The following is a 24,325-nucleotide window of genomic DNA, read 5'->3' as shown; positions in this document are numbered from 1 at the left end:
ATGTCGGATCTGCGTGCCGTGATGCAGGCGCTGCGCGCCTGCAGGTGGTTCGACCCGGACGGAAAGGTGCTCGACTCCGACATCGAACAGATGCTGCAGCTCGCAGTGCACGCGCCGAGCGCGGAGAACACCCAGCCCTGGTCGTTCGTCGTGGTCCGCGCCGAGGAGAACCGGAAGCTGCTTGCCGACTGGTGGACCGAGACGTGGAACGCCGGAGGCGGCGACTTCGTCAAGCAGAGCCTCAAGGACAAGACACTGGTCGCCGACCTCGAATACGGTTTCAACAAGGGTGGATTCGCTGCTGCACCCGTGGTGGTCGTTGTCTGCGCCGACACTGACCGGGTCGCCGAGATCTACGCGCCGTCATCGATCTACCCGGCCGTGCAGAACCTGCTGCTGTCAGCCGCTGATCTGGGCTATGGGTCCTGTCTGACCACCGGCCTGACTACGTTCGGCGTCGACCGCGTCCGCGAACTTCTGCAACTGCCACAGAACCTGATCCCGATGGCGGCCCTCTATATCGGCCGGCCGGCGAGAAAGCTGTCGCCGCCCCGACGTCGCCCCGCCACCGAGGTCACCTACCGCGAGAAGTTCGGCGCCGCCTGGTGATCGAACACTCCCCAACCAGTGAGGCCGCTACATGGCATTGGCAATAACCGAAGACCACCGCGCGCTTGCCGACGTCGCGAAATCGATGGTCACCGGACGCGGTGGTGCCGCGGTCGCCCGTCGGATCCTCCTCGACGCCGAGGCCAAGGGCCGGTGGTGGACCGACGACGGGCTGTGGAAGGAGATCGTCTCGACCGGGTGGCTCGGTCTGCACGTGGACGAAGCCTTCGGCGGGCAGGGCTACGGGCTGCCGGAGCTGACCATCGTGCTGGAGCAACTCGGCCGTGCAGCGATCGGCGGACCGTTCCTGCCTACGGTCGTCGCGTCGGCGGTGATCGCCGAGTTCGGGACAGATGAGCAGCGTGCGCGTTGGTTGCCGCAGCTGGTCAGTGGCGACATGGTGGTCGGCATCGGCGCGAAAAGCAATGCAACTGTGGCTGATTCGCGACTGTCCGGCACGGGGATACCTGCCCTGGCCGAGGCGGCGGCCGATGCGTTCTTGCTTCCGGTGGGTGACGACGTCGTGGTGGTACACGCCGGTGACGGGGTGAGCGTCCGGACGATCGATTCGGTTGACCGGCTCATGCGGCCAGTCGTTGTGGTGAGCCTGGATTCCGCAGAGGTCGCCGACGTCTTCCCGGGAGCGGGCGCCGGTGTCACCCGCATCCTGCGGCTTCTCGCCACGGCCGAGGCCGTCGGCGGATTAGGTGCCTGCACCGAGATGGCAACGGCCTACGCGGCGAGGCGCGAACAGTTTGGCCGGCCCATCGGATCGTTTCAGGCGGTCAAGCACCACTGCGCGAACATGCTGGTCGACACCGAGCTGGCAGTGGCCGTCATTTGGGATTCCGCGCGCGCCAACGGATCAGAGGCCGAACTGGCCGCGACGATGGCGGCTGGGCACGTGCTACCGGCGTATCAGCGGGTGGCATTGCAGAACGTGCAGGTGCACGGCGGGATCGGCTACACCTGGGAACACGACGCGCACCTCTACGTCAGGCGCGCCACGGTGCTGGAGGTCTTCGCCGGTGATCAGGACGCCCTGCGCGACAAGGTCGCCGAGTTGCACGCGCAGGGTGTGCGACGTGGCCATTCGGTGGATCTACCGCCCGAAGCCGAACAGTACCGGCAGGCCGCGCAGGAATTCCGTGCCGAACTCGAGGCGACCGACTCCGGCGATCGCCACAAACTCTGGGCGCGTAGCGGATACCTACACCCGCACTGGCCAAAGCCATACGGCCGCGGCGCCGACAGCGTCGAGCAACTGATCATCGAGGAAGTGCTCGACGGGCTCGAGAAGCCGAGCCTCGGATTAGGCAACTGGGTGGTGCCCACCCTGCTACAGCATGGCAGCGCCGAACAGATTGAACGGCTGATGTGGCCCAGCCTCGAGGGCGACATCCGCTGGTGCCAACTCTTCAGCGAGCCCGGCGCCGGGTCGGACGCCGCGGCGGTGGCCACCAAGGCCAGGCGCGTCGACGACGGCTGGGTCGTATCCGGCCAGAAGGTGTGGACGAGCGACGCGGTGAACTGCCACCGTGGTCTGGCCACCGTGCGCACCGACCCGAATGCGCCGAAGCACAAGGGCATTACGGCGATGATCATCGACCTCGCCGATCCGGGCGTCGAAATAAGGCCGCTCACGGAGATCAACGGCGAGACGATGTTCAACGAGGTGTTCTTCGAAGACGTGTTCGTGCCCGACCGCGACGTGGTCGGCGCCGTGAACGCCGGCTGGACCGTCGCGATGGCGACGTTCGGCAACGAGCGGGTCTCCATCGGCGGCGGTTCCGTGACGATGACCGCCGAGGCGCTGATCGACTTGTTGGCACAGCACCGTGTCGGCGACGCCGGCCTCGCACGCGATGTCGGGGCGCTGCTCATCGAGGATTACACGTTGGCCGCCTTGAACCTGCGACAGGCCGCCAGGGCGGTCTTCGATTCCGGGCCGGGCATCGAGGGCAACATCGCCAAACTGTTCGGCGCCGAGCATGCTCAGCGCGTCGCCGAGCTCGCGCTGCGGATCGCCGGCCCGGCGATTCTGCTCGGTGAGGAGCAGGAGGTTGTGCACGACTATCTGTTCAGCCGATGCCTCACGATCGCGGGCGGAACCTCGGAGATCGTCAGGAACCTCATCGCCGAGCGAATCCTCGGGCTTCCCCGAGAGCCAGTGGCGAAGTAGATCGGAGAATCGAATGACCTGTGCCGTAGTAGGAATCGGCCGCACGACATACTCGCAGCAGTCCGGCCGCACCACTCGTGGCATGGCGGTGGCCGCGTGCCGGGACGCCATCGCCGACGCAGGACTGACGACCGCCGACATCGACGGCATCTGCACCTACATGGCCAACGACTCAGAGCAGCCGATCTTCGTGGGATGGGCGCTCGGTATCGACGAACTCTCCTGGGCGAACGCGATGTACGGCGGCGGCAACCTGGTAGCCGACCAGATCGCCACAGCGGCCGCCGTCATCGAGGCCGGCATGTGCAAGGCGGTCTTGGTGTACCGCTCACTCAACGGGCGGTCCGGATACCGGTTCGGTCACATCGAGGGCCCGATGCAGGTGCAGCATCACGATCAGTTCGACACGGCATCGGGTTTCATGGTTCCGCCCCAGTGGTTCGCCATGTGGGCGCGCAGGCATCAGCACGAATACGGCTCCACCTGTGAGGATCTCGGCCAGATCGCGATCACGCAGCGTGCGCACGCTGGCCCGAACGAGCATGCGCTGCGCCGGGAACCGCTCACGATGGACGACTATCTGGCCGCCCGCTGGATCAACGAACCCTTCCGGGTGCTGGATTGCACCTCGGAGGTCGACGGCGCCGTGGCGATCCTGATCACCGGCGAGGACATCGCCCGGGATTGCAAGCAGCCGCCGATGTGGCTGGTCGGATCGTCGAACTCCCAAGGTGGCGCCGGGTGGACTGAGTGGGACGACCCCACCGAGATGTATTCGCGTACCGCGGGTCCGAGGATCTGGGAGAAGACCGGACTTACTCCGGCCGACCTGGACGTGGCGTGCATGTACGACTGCTTCACCTACACCGTGATGGCGGCAATGGAGGGCTTCGGCTTCTGCGAGAAGGGCGAAGTCGGAAAATTCTTCTCGACCGGCCGGGCCACCTACGGCGGTGACGTGGTGGTCAACCCGCACGGCGGTCTGCTATCGGAGGGCTACATCCACGGACTGAACCACCACTACGAGGCGGCGCTGCAATTGCGCCACGCCGCCGGGGTCCGCCAGGTCGACAACGCGCAACTGGCGCTGGTCACCGCGGGCGGCGGACCGTTCGGCGGAGCGAACCTCTACAGCAGGGAGAAGCCATGACGAGTTCGGCACTGCAGCCGCCGATCCCGGTTCCCGACCCAGACACCGCGCCGTATTGGGAAGGTCTCAAGAACGGCAAGTTGATGCTGTGCCGGTGCGACGACACCGGCAAGTGGATCCACCCACCGCTTGAGCGCAGCCGGTTCACCGGAGGCCCTGTGCATTTCGAGGCGGTCAGCGGCAGGGGCACCGTTTACAGTTACATCGTGGTTCGTCAGGCGCTGGTGCCGGGACGTGTGCCACCGTACGTCGTCGGGCTGATCGAACTGGACGAGCAACCGGGGCTGCGGATCAACGCGGTCATCGACTGCGATCCGGCCGACGTCCGCATCGGCCAGCGTGTCGAACTTCGTATCGTCGACCTGGGGGACAGTGGTTATCGGATTCCCGAATTCCGTCCGATCGATCGTTAATCAACCACTGATTGACCAACGGCGGACGCCCGGCTTACTGTGACGGCCACCTCATCCTGCGGCGGTAGGAGCGCGTGATGCACGTGAAGATCGAGAAGGCTTCGGTCTGGCTGGGACTGGGCATGACAGGCGCATTCCTGGTCATGTTCTGGTTCATCGCCGGGGTCATCCCGCCGCTGGACCCCAACGACACTGCCGAGGAGACGGCGCAGATCTACTCCGATCGCCAGCTGCGGATGCAGATCGGTTTCGCACTGATGATCTTCTTCGCGTATCTGTACGCACCGCTCTTCGCGGTGCTGTCGCGCCAGGTGCGGCGAATCGAGGGTTGCTGGGGTGCGATGTCGGTGACCCAGATCCTGCTGAGCGTGACGTTCCCGTTCGGCTTCTCGCTGTGCTCGGTCTTCGCCGCACTCGCCGCATACCGCCCCGAACGCTCTCCCGATGTGACGCAGGCGCTCAACGACGTCTTCTGGTTCATCTTCGTCGGGCTGGTCGGGCCACTCATTACCCAAGTGCTCATCGTGGCCCTGGCCGTCTTCATCGACAAGCGCAAAGTCCCGAGTTTCCCGCGGTGGTTCGGCTACTTCAACATCTGGTACGCCGTCCTCGGTGTGCCCGGGTGCGCGATCTACTTGTTCAAGACCGGACCTCTGGCGTGGAACGGGATGTTCGCCTTCTGGATCCCCCTGACCGTCTTCCTCATCTGGATCATCGTCACGGCGGTGATGCTGCTCAAGGCGATCGACGTCGAGGCCGCCGAGCGCGAAAAGTATGCCGCTCAACGGGAGTGGGAACCGGCGGCGTGAATATAGTGACCCTGCGATCGGTCGGCGGCGATCGGTCGACGGCGGAGAGGGTAGCGCGCCATGTGCCGGGCGAGCCCGGCGTGTGGATCCTCCTGTTCGGTGACATGGTCGTGTTCGGGGCATTCTTTGCCACCTTCATGTACCAGCGGTCTTTGGCACCCGAGCTTTTCGACGCGTCTCGTCGGACACTGAGCATCGGTATCGGCTTGGCGAATACGCTGATCCTGCTGACCAGTTCGTTGTTCGTCGTGACAGCGATCCGAGCGATTCGGCAGGGCCAGCGTAGGGCTGCCCAGCTCTTGCTCGTCGGAGCCCTGTTGTGCGGCATGGCATTCGTCGCATTGAAGGCCGTCGAGTACACGGCGAAGATGTCACAGGGTCACGTGCCAACACAGAACAACTTCTATCTGTACTTCTTCATCCTCACCGACCTGCACCTGTTTCACGTGCTGATCGGTGTTGTGGTGCTTCTGCTCCTGTTGACTCAGGCTCGGCGCACGGAATTGAGCACCACCAGGATGGCCCTCGTCGAGGGCGGTGGCTGCTTCTGGCACCTCGTCGATCTGTTGTGGATCGTGCTTTTCCCGTTGCTTTATCTGGTGAGTTGATCGATGACCCTTTCCCTTCTGCGCGCACGCTCGACATTCGTTTGGCTGGCGCTCGTGATCGTGATGATCGTGTCCTGGGCGGTGGGCGCCGACCATGGGATCGGCTCCGGCATCGCCGTGGTCGTTCTGGCCCTCGCGATGATCAAGGTCCGCTTCGTCGGCCTGGATTTCATGGAGTTGCGCACCGCGCCGCTGCTCCTGCGCGCCGCGTTCGAGGCATACTGCGTCGTGCTGTGGCTGGTGCTCGCCGGTATGTACCTCTGGCTCTGAGGCTTTCGCCATGGCCGGTCAAGGTCAGCGCGCGCGTCGGGGCAGCGCTCCCGGACTTCTGGAAGACGCGGCGCGGGAGGTGTTCGCAGAGCGCGCCTACGGCGCGACGACACGGGAGATCGCTTCGCGCGCAGGGGTATCACACGACCTGATCTTCCGATACTTCGACAACAAGGAGAAGTTGTTCTTCGACGCCGTGGTGACGCCGCTGCTGGACGCGGTCGGCGGACTGCACCATCGCTGGCTCGACCACCCGGCGCTGACGACGATGAGTCACGACCGGTTGGTCCGTCGATTCGCAGCCGGCTTCTACGAGTTCATGTCGACGAATCAGGCCATCGCCCGCGCAATGGTGCATCTTTTCGGAGCTCGTCGACCGAGCGCAAGATCGAGCGTCTGCGTGAACGAATCGCTGAAACGCTGGCGCCCATGGTTGCGCCCGTCGACGGGTATCTCGCCGCCGAGGGTTTGCGTCATTCCTCGCCTGCGCTGCAACTGCGCCTGATGATGCTGTTCGTCGGGACGACAGCGACGTTCCTACGCAATACCTATCCCACCGATGACCATGTTCCAAGCACCGAGACATCATCAACGAACTGTCGCGATTCATCCTAAATGGCTTGCGTGACAGGTAACCCGCGCTAACCGTCAGTCTCAGCTCAGCAGCTTGCCCGTGCCGAGGTCCGAATAGGCTTCGGCGAAGCGGCCGAGCACCGCGGTGACGATATCGACCGAGTACATCTGGTCGGGCGTGATCGCCCACATGCAAAAGCCCCACGCCGGGCTCTCGCGGTACGCCGTCCACATCTGCTCTCGATCCGGCACCGATGTCACCCCCGCGTCCAGCAGTCGTCCGCGGTAGTTGTCGAGCAGCCCCCGCTCGTGTGCCCGCCGAAGGTCGGGAGGCAAGGCGCCGATGAGCGCATAGCCCACGTCGTGCGACCACGACCCGCGCCGAACGAGTTGCCAGTCAAGAACACCCACGCTGCCGTCGGGGAGCGCATAGGTGTTGCGCGGATGTGGGTCGCCGTGTAGCAGCGTGATCGGTTCGCGGGCCACCCGTTCCTGGAGTTTCCAGAACGTGGCTTCCATCGCGTCCGCATCGGCACCGGCCGAATCCAGTAGTGCTTTCTTGTAAGGGATTTCGAGAAACGCCCGAATGATGGCGAAGCCGTTGGCGCGCAGGAAGTCCGCAAAGCCGCCGGTGAGCGGATGCTGGAGCCAGGCCAGATCGCCGCCGTCTTCCAGCCGTGGGCTGTCCCAGTACGCGGCGTGCACTCGGCCCAAAGTCGTCAGCAGCTGATCGACCTGCTCGACCGAGAGGCCTGCCACCGCGTCGGGCACCTGCGCGCCGCGCAGCGTGATGTCCTCACCGAGAATCAGAAACTGCGACGGACCGTTCAGATAGTCCGCGAAGTACGTCGTCATGGTCTCGATGTCCAAATCCGAGCGCAGATCGCGGTAGAACCTCGTCTCGTCGTCGAGCAGCACCGTCCCCCCACCGCCTTCTGACAGCGACACGTCGACGGCTTCGGGCAGGTCGTGCACCGTGCTCAATTGCGACTTGAGGAAGAGGTGGCGCGGCAGCTGGGTGCCAGGTTCGGCATAGTCCACGTCTAGGTGCACGTGCGAGGTGGTGCCCTGCCAGGTGTGGCGCACCGTGACAGCGGTGACAGTCACGCCCGGCTCGTAGTGGCGGAGTAAAGACGTCAACACCTCTGGGGTCACGTCGTCGGCCGTACGCAGTGTGATGGGCAGGGCCTGGCTGGTCACTAGGGCACCATGCTTTCTGCGAATGCTCGATGAGTGTTCGTTGAAGGGACTCGGCGGGGGCCGAGGTGACGGCCTGTGTTGGTTGCTCTTGGAGGGCCTGCATGACACCGCCGCCCTCGGTCCTCCCGGGGTCGCAGACCGGCATCAGGAAGATGCGCCGCAGAGCGCCAGTTAGTGACCGTCCGGTGGTCGATCCCCTCGCCGTGTCGTCGCTGCCACCCTGAGGAGATCTGTTGTCTGATGACACTACCGAACTCATCTATGTCGGCCTGGACTGGGCCGCTGCCACACACGCTGTGTGCATATTGTCGGCGGGAGGAAAAGGTATGGCCCAGTTCATGATTGATCATACCGCGGCCGGTATAGCCATGCTGATCCGCAAGCTTGCCAGATTCGGTGATCCCGCCAATGTGGCGATCGGGATCGAACGGCCCAACGGGCGGCTGGTCGACCTGTTGCTCGAAGCTGGTCACCCGGTCATTCCGGTATCGCCGAATGCAATCAAGACCTGGCGCGACGGCGAAGTCATCTCCGGGGCGAAGTCTGATGCCGGCGACGCCTTGGTGATCGCCGAGTACCTGCGCCTGCGCCACCATCGACTGCGTCCGGTCACGCCCCACAGTGCCCAGACCAAGGCGTTGCGCACTGTGGTGCGCACCCGTGATTACATCGTCGCTATGCGGGTGTCGGCCACCAACCAACTGCGCGCGCTGCTCGATGCCCACTGGCCCAGCGCCACAGCGATCTTCGCCGATATCGAATCCCCGATCAGCCTGGCGTTCCTGCGCCAGTACCCCACCGCTGCCAGCGCTGCCCGCCTCGGCGAGAAGCGACTGGCCGGGTTCCTGACCAGACACGGCTACTCCGGTCGTCGACCAGCCGCGCAGCTGCTGGATCGGTTGCGAAGTGCCCCGGCCGGTAACACCGATCCGACCATGCGCGACGCGATCGCTGAGGCTGTCACCGCCGTGGTCACGGTGTTGGAAGCCCTCAACAGCGCCGGCAAAGCTCTCGACAAAGCGGTCATCACCCGCCTCGGGGAACACTCGGACGCCGCGATCTTCACGTCGCTGCCAAGGTCGGGTCAGATCAACGCCGCCCAGGTGCTCGCCGAGTGGGGCGACTCCCGGGCAGCCTACGACGGACCCGACGCGGTAGCCACCCTGGCCGGTGCCGCCCCGGTGACCAAAGCCTCCGGTAAACAGCACGCCGTGCATTTCCGCTGGGCCTGCAACAAACGCTTCCGCCGGGCCATCACCACCTTCGCCGACAACAGCCGCCACCAAAGTCCCTGGGCCGCCGACATCTACGCCCGAGCCCGCGCCCGCGGCCACGACCACCCCCACGCCGTACGTATCCTCGCCCGAGCCTGGATCCGCGTCATCTACCGCTGCTGGCACGACCACCAGCCCTACGACCCCAACCTCCACACCGCCGCACAACGCCTGCACAACGCGGCCTGAGGTTGACTCAGGAAGTGTCATGAGCATTCCTCATCGACGAACTCAATTGTGACAGGTGACTGTCACACTATCAGTGATGTGCCCGAGGTGGTCCGGTTACGCCGCAACGGGACGGAACAACGGAATCCACACCCGGCCGACGATTGCCCATATCGTCAAAACGATAAATAGTTGACTGTTTGTGCAGACGAGGGTGGGAAGGAGTCCGACCAAGTGCGCATCATCGTCACAGGAGGAAACAGCGGTGTCGGCAAGGCGACGGCAACAGCGTTGGCCTCAGCCGGCCACGACGTGGTGATCGCGTGTCGAACGATGAGCAAGGCGCATGAAGCGGCAGCCTCCATGAACGGAAACGTCGAGGTCGCCGAGTTGGACCTCGCCGACCTCACCAGCGTGCGCAAGTTCGCCGACTCCGTGGATTTCGTGGATGTGCTGGTCAACAACGCCGGCGTGCTGGGTCTACCGCTTACTCGCACCGCCGACGGCTTCGAGGCGCACATGGGCACAAATCACCTCGGCCATTTCGCCCTCACCTGCCTGCTCGGCGACCGAATCCGCGATCGAGTTGTCGTGGTCGCCAGCAGCAACCACGCACTGGCACGAATGCACTTCGATGACCTCAACTGGCACCGTCGCCGCTACAACCCGTGGTCGGCGTACGGGGAATCAAAGCTGGCGAACATGCTGTTCGTGCGGGAGCTCGTCCGGCGCGGCCGGACCGCGTATGCGTCCGATCCAGGCATGACGGCCACGGACATCACCCGCGACGGTTCCGGTCTGTTGAAGTGGGCCGGCCGGGCGCTATCGCCGCACATCGCGCAGAGCCCCGCCGACGGCGCCCGCTCCACCATTCAGGCGGTGACCACGGATCTGCCCAACGGGACGTACATCGCTCCCCGCGGCCTCTTCCACCAGTGGGGCAAACCGAAACCGACGAAGCTGATCGCCAAAGTGCGCGATCCGGAAAGCGCCCGCCGGCTCTGGGAGCTTTCCGTAGAACTCACCGGCTGCGACTGGCAGGGAGCCAACTCATGACGACCGACTCCGGATACCGCAGGCCGCAGACCCGGCTGGCGCCCAGCCCGACACCCGAATCGACGGCGTTCTGGACGGGCGGACGCGATGGGCAGTTGCTGATAAACCGCTGTCACGGCTGCGGGCACTTCTTCCATCCACCCGGACCGGCATGCTGGCGCTGCCGGAGCACCGACGTCGCACCGGAGCCGGTGTCCGGCAGGGGCACTGTTGCGGCGTACACGGTCAATCGGCAGCCGTGGATACCTGGACTCGATCCGCCGTACATCGTGGCGATGGTGGAGCTCGCCGATGAGCCCGACGTGCGTCTCATCACCAATGTCGTTGATGTATCAATGGACGACATCCGCGTGGGCCTGCCGGTCGAGGCGTTCTTCGAAGACTGGACGGCGATGTCGGGCGAAGAGGACAGCCGGGTGTTCCACGCCGACGGCTGCCGCACCGGACGACGTATGCCTGCTGGTCGACACCTCAGGGACGACCGGACAGCCCACAGGGGTCCAGCACACCCACACCACCCTGCTCGCGGAACTGCGCACGCGGTTGACCGGCGGCGCAACCGACAGCATCATCCTCGCGGCGTTCCCCTCCGGCCACGTCGCGGGCACCCTCGGGCTGTTCCGCATGCTGCTCCAGGGAGTGCCGCACGTGGTGATGGATACCTGGGATGCCATCACCGCAGCCCGTCTCATCAATGAACACGGAGCCAGGTCACGGGCTTCATTCCGCCCGCGAACACGTCGATTTCGTGTTCGCGGAATGAGCCTGGACCTTCGGCCGGCGTCGCGTCGGGATGTGGGTCGACGTCCCACACTGGAGCCATGACTTGCCGATGGACGCGGCGGACGTCGTGCATTAAACACTAGCGGTCGGCGGTTCGATACCGTCCGCGCCCACGAGTGTTATTGCAGGTCAGTGTCATATTTCAGGAGACTTCGTAGACTCCGGACGCGTGAATTGCAGAGCATCGGTGAGACGGCTCAGCGCGACCACCTGGCCCGCCAGTGAGCCGTCGCGGTAGTGGCGGGAAGAGGTGCGCGCCGCGGTCAGCATCCATCGCACCAGGGCGTCGCCGTCAGCTTTGGTGAGTAGCCCCCCACCACGGTCTCCGGCGGCGGGCTGAACTGTCTCATGTCACATGTCGCGACAGTGGACACCAGGCCTGCACCATGACACCATGGTGGCATGGCTGGGAACACTACTCCGAACGCAAAGGTCACAGGTATGACCGTGCGCCTGCCAGCAGAGCTGGCCGATGCATTGAAGAACTACGCCTTCGTTACCAACACCTCGGCTAACGATGTCATCAAGCAGGCCTTGATCGACTACCTGAAGGCCCACGCCCGCACCGACATGGTTCGGGTTGCCTTCGACAAAGTCCTCCAGCAGCACTCGGTTGCCTTCGACAAGTTGAAAGACCTCTGACAAGTAGGAAATGCGCCCCTCGTGACGACATACTGGCTGATCACCGACGACGTGCAGCGCTTCAACGAGCGATTCGTCGGTCCCGACATGCTTCGGGACTTTGGGGCGCTTGACGCCGCAGTCATGCGGCCCCAGGCGACCGCCTTCGGCGAAGATGCGTACCCCACGCTGCACGAGAAGGCGGCAGCCCTGCTGCACAGCTTGGCGCGCAACCACCCCTTCGTGGATGGCAACAAAAGAACCAGTTGGGCTGCCGTCGCGGTGTTCTACCAGATCAACGGATACGTGATCGCCGACATGGTCGACCCGGGCCGAGTCGTCGGCCTCGTAGTCGATGTCGCCGAAGGGCAACTCGACGTGCTGTTGCCCGGCACTCAGGATGAGCATTATGGCGGCGTTGGCGGTGAGGATGTGGGGGTATGAAATGACCCCGCCGGGCGGGGTCCGGCGGGGTCGGTGGTGTTCAGGGTGTCGCGGTGGTGTTCAGTCTGCCGTGACTTCGGCGATGGCTGTGCGGGTGGAGGATTCGTCGACGATGGCCTTGTTGGCGCCAAACGCGGCGACGAGGGCTTGTAGCGCGAGGTTGTTGACCGCGCGGGGGTAGCCGCGGCTGGTTTGGTGGATCAACCCGATGGCGTCGTCGGAGAACAGTGCGTCGTCGCGCCCGGCCAGCTTGAGGTGGTGGTGCAGGTAGCTGGCGGTTTCTTTGTCGGTCATGGGCGCCATCGTGTAGCGCAGCCCGATGCGTTGGTCGAGCGCGGCCAGCACGCCGAGTTTCATCCGCCGCCGCAGGGTGGGCTGGCCGACGAGCAAGCAGGCGAACGGGCTCGACGAATCGAGATCATGGTTGGTGAGCAAGCGGATGGCCTCCAATTGGTCGTGACTTAAAAGGTGCGCCTCCTCGACGACGACGGTGGCTGTACGCCCGCGCTCGGCGTGTTCGGCGGCCAGCGCGTCGGCGGCCTGTGGAGCCAGGGTGGCGTGGTGGGTCAGGGGTTGGCCGCCGAGGGAGGCGACGATGCGGTGGTGGATGCCGCGTACCCCGACGGTGGGGTCGGGCAGGTAGATGATGCTGTGGCGGCTGCGGTCAAGGGCGGCCAGCGCGGCACGCACGGCGACGGTCTTGCCGGCGCCAACTTCGCCGGTGATCACGCCGATGCGCCGTTCGGCGATGCACCAGCCGATGCGGGCGACCGCTTCGTTGTGGGCGGCATGGCGGTGCAGCATGCCCGGGGCCAGGTCGCGGCCGAACGGCATCCGAGAAAAGCCGAAGTAGGAGATCAATTCCATCATCGGGGTGCGACCTCCTGGTCGGTGAGCAGGTCAAGCTGGCCGGGAATCTCCGTGCCGGCCCCGGTGAGGGCGGCGTAGTTGACGCCGCGGGCCAGTTCGGCCGCATGCGCGGTCTCGAGCAGCTGCGCGTAGTCGATACCGGACGGTTGCGGTGGTGTGCTCGGGGTTTCTGGTTTGGCCTTGGGATGGGAGTGGCGGCTGATGTGGTGCGGGATCGCCAGCCCCATCGGCACGCCGGCCAGGCGAACCTCGATGCGGGTCAGGTCGAACGGATCGAACACCAACTCGACCTTGCGCCCGACCAATGCCGGGTCAACCTCATAGGAATTGCCATGTAGTGACACGGTGGCGGTCTTGGTCACGCGCCGGTGCGCCTCCCACAGGAACGCCTCGGTGAGAGCCTCGGGTGCGGGCAGCGCGACCGGCCCAGCGGCTGACCAGCGCTCCAGCGGGGTTTGGCTGGTCTCGGAATGGATCGTGCGGTGGTAGACCGTTTCGGTCCAGGCCGCGAAATGCCGATTCAACTCGTCCAGGTCAGTCACATAGTGGCGGCCGATGGTGTCGGGCTCGCCGGTGATCTCGACCAAAAACTGGTCGCGCACGGTCCTAAAAAACCGCTCTATCTTGCCCCGACCTTCCGGCCGGTATGGTGCCGAATGCACCAGGCGCACACCGAGTTTCGCGCACGCGCGCAGCAGCCATTCATCGACGAATGCCGAGCCGCGGTCAACGTAGATCGCCTTGGGAACACCGCGTGAGGCCAGTGCCGGCCGCAACGCGGCGGCCAGCCGCACCGTGTCCTCGGCATAGCCCCACCGATAGCCCGGCAGCAGCCGGGAATGATCGTCTAAGAACGCGAACAGGTAGGTCTTTCTGAGTTGAATACGTATGCCGTGCAACGCATCCCCGGTCCACAAGTCGTTGGGGTGGGCGGCCTCGAACCGCCCGAACACTGGTGCCGACCCCGTGGCCGCGCCACCGATGAGGCCGAGCCGGTGGAAGTTACGTTGCAGGGTACGTTCGTCGGGTGCCCAGCCCAGCTGGGTCCGCAGGATTCGGCGGATCGCCGCGGCGGTGCGCTGCGGGTTCTCCCGCCGCAGCGCAACCGCCAGCTCCAGCACCTCCTCCGGGGTGCGCGGGGTGCACTGGCGCTGGTTGGGTACCAACGCGTCGAACCCGCCGGCACGCCAGTCCCTGATCCAGCGATCAATGGTCTGGCGGCTGACCCGCACGCGGCGCCCGAACGGGTCGGTGTGCTCGCGCGATGCCAGCTCGCGCACCATCTTGCCGCGTTCCTTGGTGGAGTGCGCCGCATCGGCGGCCTCCCGGATTAGCTGGTACCGGAAAAGCCCGATCGCCCGGGCCCGCTCGGACCGCACCTTCACCTCATCATCGCCGACCACTGGCCGCCTCCTTTGCTGTCTTTCAAACACATGACAGCGCACAGGTTTACGGGGTGATCGGCGTCGGCGGCAGGGTCGGTTCGTGTTGCGCTGCCGGGCCGGGCCAGCCCGGTGTCAACAATCGCCCACCCGACACCGCCACCGCGGTCTCGGCCAGCGACACCTCGGACAGCACGAACCGGCGCCCGATGGCCGCCGCCAGCGCGACGATCGCTGTCATCGCGTCGGCCAACCCGCTGCCGGTCGCCTCAGGCATCACCGGATCGGCATCCACCGCGCGCAGCCACACCGTGAACACCGACCGCACCGCCTCGGCCCGCTCACCGAAGCGACGCAGCCAGCCCCGCACCGTCTCCGCCGGACAGGCCAACTCGGCCGCGATCCGGCGAAACCCCACCCGGCGCACGGCCTTGGCCACCAACGCGGACACGACCACCGCACCCACGTCGGCGCGCCGCAGCAACGCCGTCACCGGCAACAACACGTGGGTGACGCGGCAGTCGGTGCAGCGCGACCGGCGAGGACACAACCACACCGGCCCATCCGCACCGCGCAGCAGTCGCGGCCTGGCCCGCCCCCAACCCGCCAACACCCCACTGCATGCCGGGCACCGCAGCTCACCCGCTGCCAACCTGCGCTCGACTAGATCGACATCCGCCTCTACCGTGACCACTGCGCCTCCCAAGCGCACAGACGGCCCTCCCGCAAGACTCCAGCCAGAGACACCTACCGGGGGGGCCGTCGCCTACAACGACGTGATCACCGTGCCGCCCCGGCACCGCAAGCACCAAACCAGCTACGACCAGCTGACGAGCTACTCATCGTCAACGCCGGATCGCTACCCCGTGGTGCTCAACCTGAATGCCCCCGAACACGTGCCCGCGATCGCCGCCTACCTCAAAGAGTGGGCGCAGCCGTTCCCCACACCGGCGGAGTGGGTGGACGACCCCGACGACGGTGGCGGACGCCACCACGCCCGGTAGGCGGCAACCATGCCCTATTGGACCCTGCTGCACGGCACCGACAGCGACAACGTCACCGAGGAACCCGAGAAGCGTGCCGACGGAACCGTGGTGTCTAAGGGGAAAATCTGGCCGAAGGGGACCACGGTCATCCCCCACGAGGGCGACAAACCGGAGATGCCTCGCGCGTCAGTTCCTCCGCCGGCTGGCAGGCCGAAACGGAAGGACCCGGCTCGCGGATTCGGGTGAGACAACATCAGATAATGGCCTTCCAACCGCCCGCGGAAACACGGCAACGCCAAGCTGTCTGGCGGGAAACCACGGAGGCGCCGCCCTACCTGCTCAAGGCGTTGGAGGACGACGACTCCGAATGGAACCTCGTCGGGAAACGGCCACAGACGACGTTGATGCCGCACGGCGGCGGGCCGGGATTCATGCCCGAGACGACCACGGTCCACTTCGCAGACGGGAAAAACCGGTTCTTCGATCCGAAGGAGTACGTCTTGGTCGGTCCCGTCACCGAGCGGTTGGGCGGCGACCGCCAGCACATCCGCGAGGTAGCTGACGGACACGGCTGGAACGGCTGGGACGGGCCACCCGACGCAGAGAAGGATGTGTTCGTCCGAGCCGATTCCGCCGTCGAGGTTGACTACGAAGACGATACGGCCTATTTCGCGCGGCGCTTGCACGAGGGAACCGAGCAGGGTTTGCTGGCCTCAGGTGAAGGCGCCGCGAAATCTGCGGAAATCAATTGGCTAGAGCAGCCATTAGCGCCAGCCGGGCAATGAGTCGTCCGACCAACGAATAGCCCTCGGCAGCCCAGTACGGCCACCGGGGGTTCGTTCGTTCTGTCAGGTGCGCGGCGTTCGCATGCCCTGGAGTTCATGGAGTTCTTCGTCGTGTCGACACCACCGCTCGGTAAGTGGTGGAATGCCTTGTGGCACTTGGTACTCCGCTCAATACCCGACAGCTGGATGTTCTCCGTTGGATCTGTGACGGTTGCCCTGACGGTCGTTGGACCGACTCCACATATAAGACGACTGCAAAATCCTTGCAGAACCGGCGGCTCGTCACTGTCACCAAGAAGGGAGGGTGGAACGCAACTGTCGATCCGGCCGGCGTCTACTACCTGAAGCACGGCGACTATCCGGCTGATCACTTCCCGAACAAGCGTCGGTCGTACAGCAGGATTATGCGGCTCGCGCATTCTCGATCGATACTTCGGGCGATCGTCTGGCGGGGCGGCGGTCGCGGTCGGCAGGCACCGTGACCCGAGATCCGAGTCCCTAATCACAACCGATGCCATGAAAAAACCGTACACAGGCGATGTGACACTCATTCATTCGTTGCGCCGAGCGCCGCCGACGACACAGAAAGCATGATCGGCCGGCGGGCCTTGCGTTGCCCGGAGGGGGCACCGGCTGTCGCCGGGGTGCGTTCGGGCAACCGGATCACCGGCACGCCCGCGGCTGAGCAGTGGTGCCGGAATGCCTTCGAGTAGGTTTCGGGCCGAATCGGAGAGCCGTTCTCGTTGACCGCAATGAGCCCCGTGTCTATCCATGTCGGGCCGAGCGCCAGCCTTTCGCGCTTCTGATCCGCGTTCAGTGTCCGCAACGCAGCCATGACGTCGGCGGGCATTGGCAGTGTGCGCCGCAAGCGTTCGGACTTCGGTGCGCCGGTCGTGGTGCCCGCACCGCGCACGACAACGCGGCCCTGGGCGACGCCGACGGTCCCGGCGTCGAAGTCCACCGCTGACTACGCCAGGCCGAGCACTTCTGAGCGCCGCCAGCCAGCCAGCGTTAGCAGCCAGCACGCATGCAAGCGGTCATGGACCAGATTGCTCTTGGCCGAGCGGTTCTCGCCGACGACCACGGCGCCAGGAATCAGATGGATGTCGATACGGTCGAGGTTGCGGAAGTTGCGTGCGGTGATCCGTGTGATCTGCATTAGCTGAGCTGCAATCCGTGATTACTCCGACTGCATAGTTCGTTGCCTGTTGCTGGTGGTCGCTGATTCGCATCGTTACGAACGACACCGCTTGCGCCGGGGATCTGCTGGGCAGCCTCCTGGCCGCCAGATTTGGGAGCAAAACGCCGTGAAACCGGCTCAAATCAGTGCGACAGCGCGCGATTCGTGGGATGGCTAACCCACGTTGAACCGCGCTTTTGAGATCAGGCGGACATGGAAAAATTCACGGTTCGTGGCTCATAACCCAGCGATAGCCAGACGACGCAGTCGGCTTGTCCAACCCAGGGGAGCCATCTATTGCCCTCCATCATCTCAGCCCGCCCCGGCGCGCGCGTTCGGCAAAGGCATCGAGTGCGGCAATGACCTCTGGCGAGCGCCAGACGCGGCTGCGTGGGCCCGAGCTGGTTTCGATGATGATGCCTGCCTCCGACAAGGGTTCGAGGTACCGGCGCGCGTGCTTCGAGTCGATGTCCAACTCCTCGGCCAGCAGTGCCGTGTTGATGACCGGGCGGCGCAGTAGAAGATTGGCGATCTGCCACACGGCGGAGTCGCTGCGTGCGGTGATCTTGTCATTCCACTCCGCGCGCATGGCGTGCAATTCACTGACCAGCTCACGAGCGTTGAAGACCGCCGCGACAGCGGCCTGCGACAGGCGGCGGACAATCGGGGCCTGGTCGCCCTCGCGGTAGGCGGTCAGCGCGGCGAAGTAGGAGTCGGTGTCGGTCAGTAGCCCAGCCGATACCGGGACTGTGACGTTTCGCGTCAACCCTTTGCGGCGCAACATCGCCTGAATCAGTGCCCGGCCTGCGCGACCATTGCCGTCGGTGAAGGGGTGGATCGTCTCGAACTGCGCGTGCGCCAACGCGATTTGCGCTAGCGCCGGAATGTCGTCGCGCTGCGCGAAGCGGAGCAAGTCATCGATGGCTGCTACGACGCGGCTGTGGTGCGGTGGCACGAACATGGCGCCGCGCGGACCATGGGTGCCCCCGCCGATCCAGACTTGCTCGTCACGCCACCGGCCGGCGGACTTCGGGTCGACGTCGCGCATCAGCGCCTGGTGCATCGCCAGGATCGCGTCAGCGTCGATGTTGTCCGCAAGGCTGATCGCGGCGACCATCGCTGCGGTGTTGGCGACAATGACCTTGGCGTTGGCGGTTGTCTTGGCCCCCGGCAGCTCGGCCTCGGCAATGGCCCGCGCCGATGCCGTCAGGTTCTCGATGTTTGAACTGGCTGCGGACTCGGTTCGCAACAGGACCGACGAGAACGGCGCGATCTCGCCGCCGAGCTCAGCGTCGAACCGGGTGACCTCGCGGCTGGCGTCCCCGGCGTCGGCGAGCACGTCGGACGGCAGGTTCACGGTCAGGTCGGCGATGTTGGCGCTGATCGCCGCCTGGTAGTTGCCCTGCTGTTGTTGCGCCGCGCGCACATATGCTGCCGCGGGCGAGACGTCCCAAGGCAGCGTCTCGTACTTGACCGCGGTGCCGGTAAGCGGGCCCATCCCACGACCTTACACCCAGTTAGATATATAAGTGGGTGTAAATGTCGTCGTTGCACCCACTTCTCCGCGGCGTCGACACGGCGACTGCATCGTCGGGCTGCGACTTGGGCCGACCTCATTGCCTCAGCGCGACGGGTGACCAACGGCATCACTTGCGGCTTCCGAAAGGCGTCTTGGCTGGCGTCGTATCGCCTGGCGACCAAAACCCCCGTTGTGCCAAGAGTGTGCCAAGACAGGCCGACACGGCCCGACACGGCGGGGACAGGGCGGAAATCAAGCAGCCGCTGAGCTGGGCATTTGCAGACATCGTCGCACTCTGCGGAACGTCGTAGACCGTCCGGCTCGGTTTTACACACCAGCGGTCGGCGGTTCGATACCGTCCGCGCCCACGCGGATTGACGCGGCGTCGCCGCGACCGATGTGGCAGTCTCGGGGACGTGGACGAGCATCCGGATTTTCAGAGTGCGGGTGCGGGTGCGGGCCGGACGGCGTCGCCCGTGCGGCCGCTGTCCCAGGATCGGCAGCCGGCGAGCAAGGCCGAACTGTACGCGCGGTCGACGCGCTGCGCGCCGACATGCGGGAACTGATGGACATGGTCCGGACGCTGATCGCCGAGGCCGACCGCCGCGTCGGCGACCTCGAGCGGGCCGGCGGGGAGGCCGGCCACCGGCCGCGCTCCGACGATGACGACTGGTGACACGGTGCGGCCGTTCCGCATCGACGTTCCCGACGACGTTCTCCGCGACCTGAGCTCGCGTCTTGCCCGCACCCGCTGGCCCGAGGCCGAATGTGTGGACGACTGGAGTCAGGGCATCCCGCTGGGCTACACCCGCGCGCTGGCCGACTACTGGGCCGGCGAATACGACTGGCGCTCCCGCGAGGCCGCGCTGAACCGCTTCGACCACTTCACCACCGAAATCGACGGCCTGGGCATCCATTTCATCCATCAGCGCTCACCTCACCAGGACGCGTTCCCGCTGCTGATCACGCACGGCTGGCCCGGCTCGATCGTGGAGTTCCAGAAGGTGATCGGGCCGTTGACCAACCCGGCCTCCGGGCGCGCCGAGGACGCGTTTCACGTTGTGTGCCCGTCACTTCCGGGCTACGGGTTCTCCGGGAAGCCCACCCGCACCGGGTGGGGCGTCGAGCGGATCGCGCAGGCGTGGGAGACGCTCATGGGCCGCCTCGGCTACGAGCGGTACGGCGCGCAGGGCGGCGACTGGGGCGCGGCCGTCACCGCCCAGATCGGCCGCAACCGAGGACACTGCGCGGCCATCCACCTGAACATGCCGATCGGGCGCCCGACCCCCGAAGCGCTGAAGAACCCGACCGAAGCCGAACAGCGGGCCCTGGCCGCGCTCGCCGAGCACCGCAAGTGGGGGACCGGCTACTCCAAGCAGCAGTCCACCCGGCCGCAGACGCTGGGCTACGGGCTGGTCGATTCGCCGGTGGGCCAACTGGCGTGGATCGTCGAGAAGTTCTGGGCCTGGATGGATTGCGACGGCAACCCGGAGAACGTGCTGAGCCGCGACGAGTTGCTCGACAACGTGATGGTGTACTGGGTGACCGGCACGGCCACCTCCTCGGCCCGCCTGTACTGGGAGAGCTTCAGGGTGTGGGGGCAGCAGGACAGGGTCGAATTGCCCACGGGCGTCGCGGCTTTCCCGGGCGAGCTGATGAAGCCGCCGCGGTCGTGGTGCGAGCCGGCCTACAACATCACGCACTGGACGGCCATGCCGCGCGGCGGGCACTTCGCTGCCTTCGAGCAGCCGGAGCTGTTCGTCGAGGACGTGCGCGCATTCTTCGCCACCGTGCGCTGAGCGGCCCCGGTGCCCCACGGGATATGGCTGTATGGCTGAACTGATAAGGTCAGCCATATGAAGACCACCGTGAATCTCCCGGACGAGCTGTTACGCGAGGCGCAACAACTCGCCCGCCGGGAGCAGACGACTTTGCGGGAGTTGATCGAGAGCGGCCTGCGCGCGGTGATCAAGCAGCGCTCCGGCGCCGAGTCTTTCGTACTCACCGACGCCAGCGTCGACGGGCAGGGCTTGCAGCCGGCGTTCCGCGGCGCCTCGTGGGAGAAAATCCGCGACGAGATCTACGCCAACCCGGCATGATCGCCGTCGACACCAATATCTTGGTCTATGCCCATCGGCGGGACTCCGAGTTTCACTCGGCCGCGTCCGCACGTATCAAGACCCTTGCCGAAGGCAAATCCGCATGGGCGGTTCCCTGGCCATGCCTGCACGAATTCTTCGCGATAAGCACACACCCGAAGATCTACAGCCCGCCGAGTGCGCAGAGTCAAGCCATCGCACAAGTCGATGCGTGGCTGGAATCGCCTTCCCTGTCCGTGCTCGGCGAGCCCGCGGGCTACTGGGAACGGCTCAAGACGATGCTCGCTGCCGGGAAGGTCATCGGCTCGATGGTGCACGACGCGCACATAGCGGCATTGTGCGCGGCGCACGGCGTGCGCGAATTATGGTCCGCTGATCGAGATTTCGGCAGGTTCGGCTCCGCAGTCGTGGTGAGGAACCCGTTGGTTGGCTAACGGCAGAAACCCTCGCCACATGCGGATGACCCGCAGTGCAGGCGTGCTGGCCGGCTACCTGGCCGACGTCGCGCTGGGCGACCCGAAGCGGGGTCATCCCGTCGCGCTGTACGGCCGCGCAGCGGCCCGGTTGGAGCGGGTCACCTACCGCGACAGCAGGATCGCCGGTGCCGTGCACGTGGGCCTGCTGGTGGCCGGCCTGGGCGCGCTGGGCGCGGCCGCGGGCGGGGCCGGCGACCGCGGCGGCCGGCTGGGGTCGAGCGCGGCCACCGCGGCGGCCACCTGGGTCGCGCTGGGCGGCACGTCGCTGGCGCGCACCGGCCGGGACATGTCGCGGCTGCTGGAGCGCGGCGACATCGACGCCGCGCGGCGGCTGCTGCCGTCGCTGTGCGGGCGCGATCCGGCGGCGCTGGACCGCGCGGGCCTGACGCGCGCGGCGCTGGAGTCGGTCGCGGAGAACACCTCCGACGCCGCGGTGGCGCCGCTGTTGTGGGCGGCCGCCGGCGGTATGCCCGCGGTGCTGGTCTACCGCGGCATCAACACCCTGGACTCGATGATCGGCTACCGCTCGCCGCGCTACGCCCGGTTCGGCTGGGCCGCAGCCAGATTGGACGACGCGGCCAACTACGGCGCGGCGCGCGCGACCGCCGCCCTGGTGGTGGCGTGCGCGCCGCTGGTGGGTGGATCGCCCGCGGGTGCGGTGCGGGCCTGGCGCCGCGACGCCGCCGCACATCCCAGCCCCAACGCCGGCGTGGTCGAGGCGGCCTTCGCCGGGGCGCTGGGGGTGCGGCTCGGCGGGCCCACCCGCTACCGCCACGAGCTGGAGCTGCGGCCCACCCTCGGCGACGGCCGGACGCCGGGCGTGGCCGACCTGCGCCGCGCGGTGGCGTTGTCGGCGGTGGTGCAGGCGGTGGCCGCGCTGCTGGCGGCCGGATTGTCCTACCCGCGGCGGCCGTAGCGGTCGGCGAGCTTCTCCTCGACGGTCTGCGGGGGCGGCGGGGCCGCGCCGGCCGGCGGCGTCTGCGCCTGCTTCTCCCGGCGGCGGGCCCGGAGCTCGGCGTAGACGAAGTAGCCCAGGCCGATCGGTGCGAGGATGCCGAACGAGATCCACTGGATGCCGTAGGACAGGAACGGTCCGGCGTCCAGGTGCGGAATGCCGACGACGCCCAGCCCGCCGGGCTGGTCCTCGACCAGCTGCAGGTACGAGCCGGCCAGCGGAACCCTGGTCAGCGTCGCGACCTGTTCGGTGTTGATCGAATACACCTGCTCGAAGCCGTCTTTGAGGAACGGCGCCTTGTCCTGGGCGGCCGGTTCGGAGTCGCGCAGCCGTGCCGTGATGGTCACGGTCTGCTGCGGGGCCGGGGGGATCGGGGGCACGTGCGAACCCTGCTCGGGCCGCACGTAGCCGCGGTCGACCAGTACGGTGGGCCCGTCGTCGACGGCGAACGGTGCGAGCACCTCGAACGCGGGATCGCCCTCGACGACGCGCAGTCGGGCCAGCACCCGAACGTCGGCCAGATAGTGCCCGGTCGCCGTCACCCTGCGCCACTGCGCATCGGGTGCCGACGAATCCTGCTGCGGCAGAAGTGTTCTCAAAGGCACCGGGGCGGTGTTGAGGGACTGCTCGATCTGGTGGTTCTCCCGGGTCGTCCTGCTGTTCTTGCCCAGCTGCCACGGCGCGAGCACGGTGAAACACAGGTAGGTGAAGGCGATGACCACCAAAGCCAGCGCTATCCAGCCCGGCCGCAGCAGGAACGCCAGGCGGCGCATCAGCCCGTTCCGTTCCGCTCGAGTCGGTCGTCGACCCAGTCGTGCAGGCCGGGCAGGGCGGCCGCGATGACGGTGTAAACCGCCTCGAAGTCCTCGTGTTCGCCGTAGTAGGGATCCTCGACGTCGGGCGTGTGGGCCCCCGAGCGCGGATCGAACGCCCGCAGCATCCGTAGCCGCTGCGGGTCGACGCCCAGGTGTTGCAGCATCCGCAGGTGGTTGCGGCTCATGGCCACCACCAGGTCGGCCGCGAGGTGGTCGGCGCCGACCTGGGCGGCGCGGTGGTCGGTGGGGATGCCGTGGTCGCGCAGGACGCGGGCCGCCCGCGCGTCGGCGCCGCTGCCGACGTGCCAGTCGCCGGTGCCCGCGCTGCTCACCCGCACCGCGTCGCCCAGGCCGCGGCGCCGCAGTTGGTCGGCGAACATCTTCTCGGCCATCACCGAGCGGCAGATGTTGCCGGTACAGACGAACGTGACGTGCAGCGGCTCGCGATCAGACACCGAGCACCCTCCGCAGGTCGGCGACCGTGGCGGCGTGCGTGGCGTTCTCGCCGAGCCCGTCGGGGAAGTCGGCCCGCCCGTAGCCCCAGCCGACCACCACGGTGTCGATGCCGTGTTCGGCCGCCCCGACGACGTCGTGGCTGCGGTCGCCGACCATGAGCACCCGCTCGGGCAGCGGCGCGAGCTGTGCCAGCGCGTGGGCCAGCACGTCGGCCTTGGTGCTGCGCGAGCCGTCGGTGCCGGCTCCGGCGATCACCTCGAAGTACCCGTCGAGCCCGAAATGGGCGAGGACGCGCCGGGCCGTCGGCTCGGCCTTGGAGGTGGCCACGGCCATCCGGACGCCGGCGGCGCCCAGGTCGGCCAGCAGCGGCTCGATGCCGTCGAACAGCCTGTTCATCGCCCAGCCCCGCGCGGTGTAGTCGCTGTAGTAGGCCGCGATCGCCTCCTCGGTGTCCTCGCCGAGGCCCAGCGTGCGCAGCGTGGCGTGCATCGGCGGGCCCACGAGCCGGGCGATCAGGTCACCGTCGGGCACCGTCGCGCCGACCCGTTCCAGGGCGTGGCGGAAGCTGGCCACGATCCCCTCCGCGGAGTCGGTCAGCGTGCCGTCGAGGTCGAAGATCACCAGCTGCGCCGTCAACATGCT

The 24,325-nt window shown here is 66.5% G+C and carries 30 protein-coding genes and 1 pseudogene; 21 read left to right on the top strand and 10 right to left on the bottom strand.

The window, feature by feature from the left end:
* The 8 genes from ACJ512_RS17925 (at position 1) to ACJ512_RS17890 (ending at position 6,546) form a co-directional block, all read left to right on the top strand.
* Positions 1-609, top strand: coding sequence for a nitroreductase family protein (locus ACJ512_RS17925; RefSeq protein WP_407688193.1), 609 nt, complete (start codon positions 1-3; stop codon positions 607-609).
* Positions 610-640: 31 nt separating this feature from the next.
* A complete protein-coding gene (locus ACJ512_RS17920) occupies positions 641-2,791 on the top strand; it encodes an acyl-CoA dehydrogenase (RefSeq protein ID WP_407688194.1) in 2,151 nt (716 codons plus the stop codon).
* Between the two features lie 13 nt (positions 2,792-2,804).
* Positions 2,805-3,941: a thiolase C-terminal domain-containing protein gene (locus tag ACJ512_RS17915; RefSeq protein WP_407688195.1), complete on the top strand. Its 1,137-nt coding sequence runs from the start codon at positions 2,805-2,807 to the stop codon at positions 3,939-3,941.
* Positions 3,938-4,354: a Zn-ribbon domain-containing OB-fold protein gene (locus ACJ512_RS17910; protein ID WP_407688196.1), complete on the top strand. Its 417-nt coding sequence runs from the start codon at positions 3,938-3,940 to the stop codon at positions 4,352-4,354. Before ACJ512_RS17915 ends, ACJ512_RS17910 begins: the two co-directional genes overlap by 4 nt.
* A 77-nt stretch (positions 4,355-4,431) precedes the next feature.
* Positions 4,432-5,163, top strand: a complete 732-nt coding sequence (locus tag ACJ512_RS17905) for a hypothetical protein (RefSeq protein ID WP_407688197.1) — start codon at positions 4,432-4,434, stop codon at positions 5,161-5,163.
* Positions 5,164-5,267: 104 nt separating this feature from the next.
* Entirely contained in the window at positions 5,268-5,771 is a 504-nt protein-coding gene (locus tag ACJ512_RS17900) for a cytochrome c oxidase subunit 3 (protein ID WP_461480136.1), read from the top strand.
* Positions 5,772-5,774: 3 nt separating this feature from the next.
* Positions 5,775-6,041, top strand: a complete 267-nt coding sequence (locus tag ACJ512_RS17895; protein WP_407688199.1) for a cytochrome C oxidase subunit IV family protein — start codon at positions 5,775-5,777, stop codon at positions 6,039-6,041.
* Between the two features lie 10 nt (positions 6,042-6,051).
* Positions 6,052-6,546, top strand: a complete 495-nt coding sequence (locus ACJ512_RS17890) for a TetR/AcrR family transcriptional regulator (RefSeq protein ID WP_407688200.1) — start codon at positions 6,052-6,054, stop codon at positions 6,544-6,546.
* A gap of 149 nt (positions 6,547-6,695) precedes the next feature.
* Here ACJ512_RS17890 and ACJ512_RS17885 read toward each other — a convergent pair whose 3' ends face one another.
* Positions 6,696-7,814 (bottom strand): phosphotransferase, encoded by a 1,119-nt coding sequence (locus ACJ512_RS17885; protein WP_407688201.1) that lies wholly within the window; start codon positions 7,812-7,814, stop codon positions 6,696-6,698.
* A 233-nt stretch (positions 7,815-8,047) separates the two neighbouring features.
* Here ACJ512_RS17885 and ACJ512_RS17880 point away from each other — a divergent pair, with 233 nt between their 5' ends.
* From ACJ512_RS17880 to ACJ512_RS17855, 6 genes and pseudogenes are all read left to right on the top strand, one after another.
* Complete coding sequence (locus ACJ512_RS17880; RefSeq protein ID WP_407688202.1) at positions 8,048-9,277, top strand: IS110 family RNA-guided transposase; 1,230 nt, start codon at positions 8,048-8,050, stop codon at positions 9,275-9,277.
* 213 nt (positions 9,278-9,490) lie between these two features.
* A complete protein-coding gene (locus tag ACJ512_RS17875; RefSeq protein WP_407688203.1) occupies positions 9,491-10,312 on the top strand; it encodes an SDR family NAD(P)-dependent oxidoreductase in 822 nt (273 codons plus the stop codon).
* Positions 10,309-10,734, top strand: a pseudogene (locus ACJ512_RS17870) (Zn-ribbon domain-containing OB-fold protein); the annotation flags it as partial. The gene ACJ512_RS17875 and the pseudogene ACJ512_RS17870, both read left to right, overlap by 4 nt.
* On the top strand, positions 10,631-11,137 hold the full coding sequence (locus ACJ512_RS17865) for an AMP-binding protein (protein ID WP_461480135.1): 507 nt from the start codon (positions 10,631-10,633) through the stop codon (positions 11,135-11,137). The pseudogene ACJ512_RS17870 and the gene ACJ512_RS17865, both read left to right, overlap by 104 nt.
* A gap of 399 nt (positions 11,138-11,536) precedes the next feature.
* Positions 11,537-11,737: a DNA-binding protein gene (locus tag ACJ512_RS17860; protein ID WP_407688204.1), complete on the top strand. Its 201-nt coding sequence runs from the start codon at positions 11,537-11,539 to the stop codon at positions 11,735-11,737.
* Positions 11,738-11,824: 87 nt separating this feature from the next.
* Positions 11,825-12,160 carry a type II toxin-antitoxin system death-on-curing family toxin gene (locus ACJ512_RS17855; protein WP_461480134.1) on the top strand — a complete coding sequence of 112 codons (336 nt, stop codon included), beginning with the start codon at positions 11,825-11,827 and terminating at the stop codon, positions 12,158-12,160.
* Between the two features lie 60 nt (positions 12,161-12,220).
* On the opposite strand, the gene ACJ512_RS17850 is transcribed toward ACJ512_RS17855, so the two are convergent.
* Genes ACJ512_RS17850 through ACJ512_RS17840 form a run of 3 tightly spaced genes read right to left on the bottom strand, consistent with a single transcriptional unit; the run spans position 12,221 to position 15,106 of the window.
* Positions 12,221-13,030, bottom strand: a complete 810-nt coding sequence (locus ACJ512_RS17850; RefSeq protein ID WP_407689736.1) for an ExeA family protein — start codon at positions 13,028-13,030, stop codon at positions 12,221-12,223.
* Positions 13,027-14,433, bottom strand: a complete 1,407-nt coding sequence (locus ACJ512_RS17845) for a DDE-type integrase/transposase/recombinase (RefSeq protein ID WP_407689735.1) — start codon at positions 14,431-14,433, stop codon at positions 13,027-13,029. The genes ACJ512_RS17850 and ACJ512_RS17845 overlap by 4 nt, the downstream gene beginning before the upstream one ends.
* A 46-nt stretch (positions 14,434-14,479) precedes the next feature.
* Positions 14,480-15,106 carry a hypothetical protein gene (locus ACJ512_RS17840; protein ID WP_407689734.1) on the bottom strand — a complete coding sequence of 209 codons (627 nt, stop codon included), beginning with the start codon at positions 15,104-15,106 and terminating at the stop codon, positions 14,480-14,482.
* 82 nt (positions 15,107-15,188) lie between these two features.
* On the opposite strand from ACJ512_RS17840, the gene ACJ512_RS17835 reads away from it, so the two are divergent.
* Both ACJ512_RS17835 and ACJ512_RS17830 read left to right on the top strand, forming a co-directional pair.
* Positions 15,189-15,416, top strand: a complete 228-nt coding sequence (locus ACJ512_RS17835; RefSeq protein WP_461479783.1) for a hypothetical protein — start codon at positions 15,189-15,191, stop codon at positions 15,414-15,416.
* A 242-nt stretch (positions 15,417-15,658) separates the two neighbouring features.
* The gene (locus ACJ512_RS17830; protein WP_407689544.1) at positions 15,659-16,183 is read left to right on the top strand and encodes a hypothetical protein; all 525 of its coding nucleotides are present in this window, start codon (positions 15,659-15,661) and stop codon (positions 16,181-16,183) included.
* Positions 16,184-16,730: 547 nt separating this feature from the next.
* On the opposite strand, the gene ACJ512_RS17825 is transcribed toward ACJ512_RS17830, so the two are convergent.
* From ACJ512_RS17825 to ACJ512_RS17815, 3 genes are all read right to left on the bottom strand, one after another.
* Positions 16,731-17,144, bottom strand: coding sequence for a hypothetical protein (locus ACJ512_RS17825; protein ID WP_407689545.1), 414 nt, complete (start codon positions 17,142-17,144; stop codon positions 16,731-16,733).
* A 6-nt stretch (positions 17,145-17,150) separates the two neighbouring features.
* On the bottom strand, positions 17,151-17,342 hold the full coding sequence (locus ACJ512_RS17820) for a hypothetical protein (RefSeq protein WP_407689546.1): 192 nt from the start codon (positions 17,340-17,342) through the stop codon (positions 17,151-17,153).
* Between the two features lie 328 nt (positions 17,343-17,670).
* Positions 17,671-18,861, bottom strand: coding sequence for a Fic family protein (locus tag ACJ512_RS17815; RefSeq protein WP_407689547.1), 1,191 nt, complete (start codon positions 18,859-18,861; stop codon positions 17,671-17,673).
* Between the two features lie 574 nt (positions 18,862-19,435).
* Between ACJ512_RS17815 and ACJ512_RS17810 the strand changes: the two genes are divergently transcribed.
* From ACJ512_RS17810 to ACJ512_RS17790, 5 genes are read left to right on the top strand one after another with little or no spacing between them, the layout of a single operon-like run.
* Positions 19,436-19,558 carry a hypothetical protein gene (locus ACJ512_RS17810; RefSeq protein WP_407689548.1) on the top strand — a complete coding sequence of 41 codons (123 nt, stop codon included), beginning with the start codon at positions 19,436-19,438 and terminating at the stop codon, positions 19,556-19,558.
* A 4-nt stretch (positions 19,559-19,562) separates the two neighbouring features.
* A complete protein-coding gene (locus ACJ512_RS17805) occupies positions 19,563-20,681 on the top strand; it encodes an epoxide hydrolase family protein (RefSeq protein WP_407689552.1) in 1,119 nt (372 codons plus the stop codon).
* 57 nt (positions 20,682-20,738) lie between these two features.
* The gene (locus tag ACJ512_RS17800; protein WP_407689549.1) at positions 20,739-20,981 is read left to right on the top strand and encodes a type II toxin-antitoxin system VapB family antitoxin; all 243 of its coding nucleotides are present in this window, start codon (positions 20,739-20,741) and stop codon (positions 20,979-20,981) included.
* The gene (locus ACJ512_RS17795; RefSeq protein ID WP_407689550.1) at positions 20,978-21,415 is read left to right on the top strand and encodes a type II toxin-antitoxin system VapC family toxin; all 438 of its coding nucleotides are present in this window, start codon (positions 20,978-20,980) and stop codon (positions 21,413-21,415) included. The genes ACJ512_RS17800 and ACJ512_RS17795 overlap by 4 nt, the downstream gene beginning before the upstream one ends.
* 19 nt (positions 21,416-21,434) lie before the next feature.
* On the top strand, positions 21,435-22,373 hold the full coding sequence (locus tag ACJ512_RS17790; RefSeq protein ID WP_461479782.1) for a cobalamin biosynthesis protein: 939 nt from the start codon (positions 21,435-21,437) through the stop codon (positions 22,371-22,373).
* On the opposite strand, the gene ACJ512_RS17785 is transcribed toward ACJ512_RS17790, so the two are convergent.
* The 3 genes from ACJ512_RS17785 to ACJ512_RS17775 are packed head-to-tail and all read right to left on the bottom strand — an operon-like array spanning position 22,355 to position 24,322.
* A complete protein-coding gene (locus tag ACJ512_RS17785; protein WP_407689756.1) occupies positions 22,355-23,185 on the bottom strand; it encodes an SURF1 family cytochrome oxidase biogenesis protein in 831 nt (276 codons plus the stop codon). The two genes, ACJ512_RS17790 and ACJ512_RS17785, sit on opposite strands and share 19 nt — an antisense overlap.
* On the bottom strand, positions 23,185-23,619 hold the full coding sequence (locus ACJ512_RS17780; RefSeq protein ID WP_461480133.1) for a low molecular weight protein-tyrosine-phosphatase: 435 nt from the start codon (positions 23,617-23,619) through the stop codon (positions 23,185-23,187). Before ACJ512_RS17780 ends, ACJ512_RS17785 begins: the two co-directional genes overlap by 1 nt.
* A gap of 55 nt (positions 23,620-23,674) precedes the next feature.
* On the bottom strand, positions 23,675-24,322 hold the full coding sequence (locus ACJ512_RS17775) for an HAD-IA family hydrolase (protein WP_407689758.1): 648 nt from the start codon (positions 24,320-24,322) through the stop codon (positions 23,675-23,677).
* Positions 24,323-24,325 lie beyond the last annotated feature (3 nt).

Origin of the sequence: Mycobacterium cajalii, from assembly GCF_045809005.2 — a bacterium.
Taxonomy (GTDB): domain Bacteria; phylum Actinomycetota; class Actinomycetes; order Mycobacteriales; family Mycobacteriaceae; genus Mycobacterium.
This window is presented reverse-complemented; position numbering and strand designations above follow the sequence as displayed.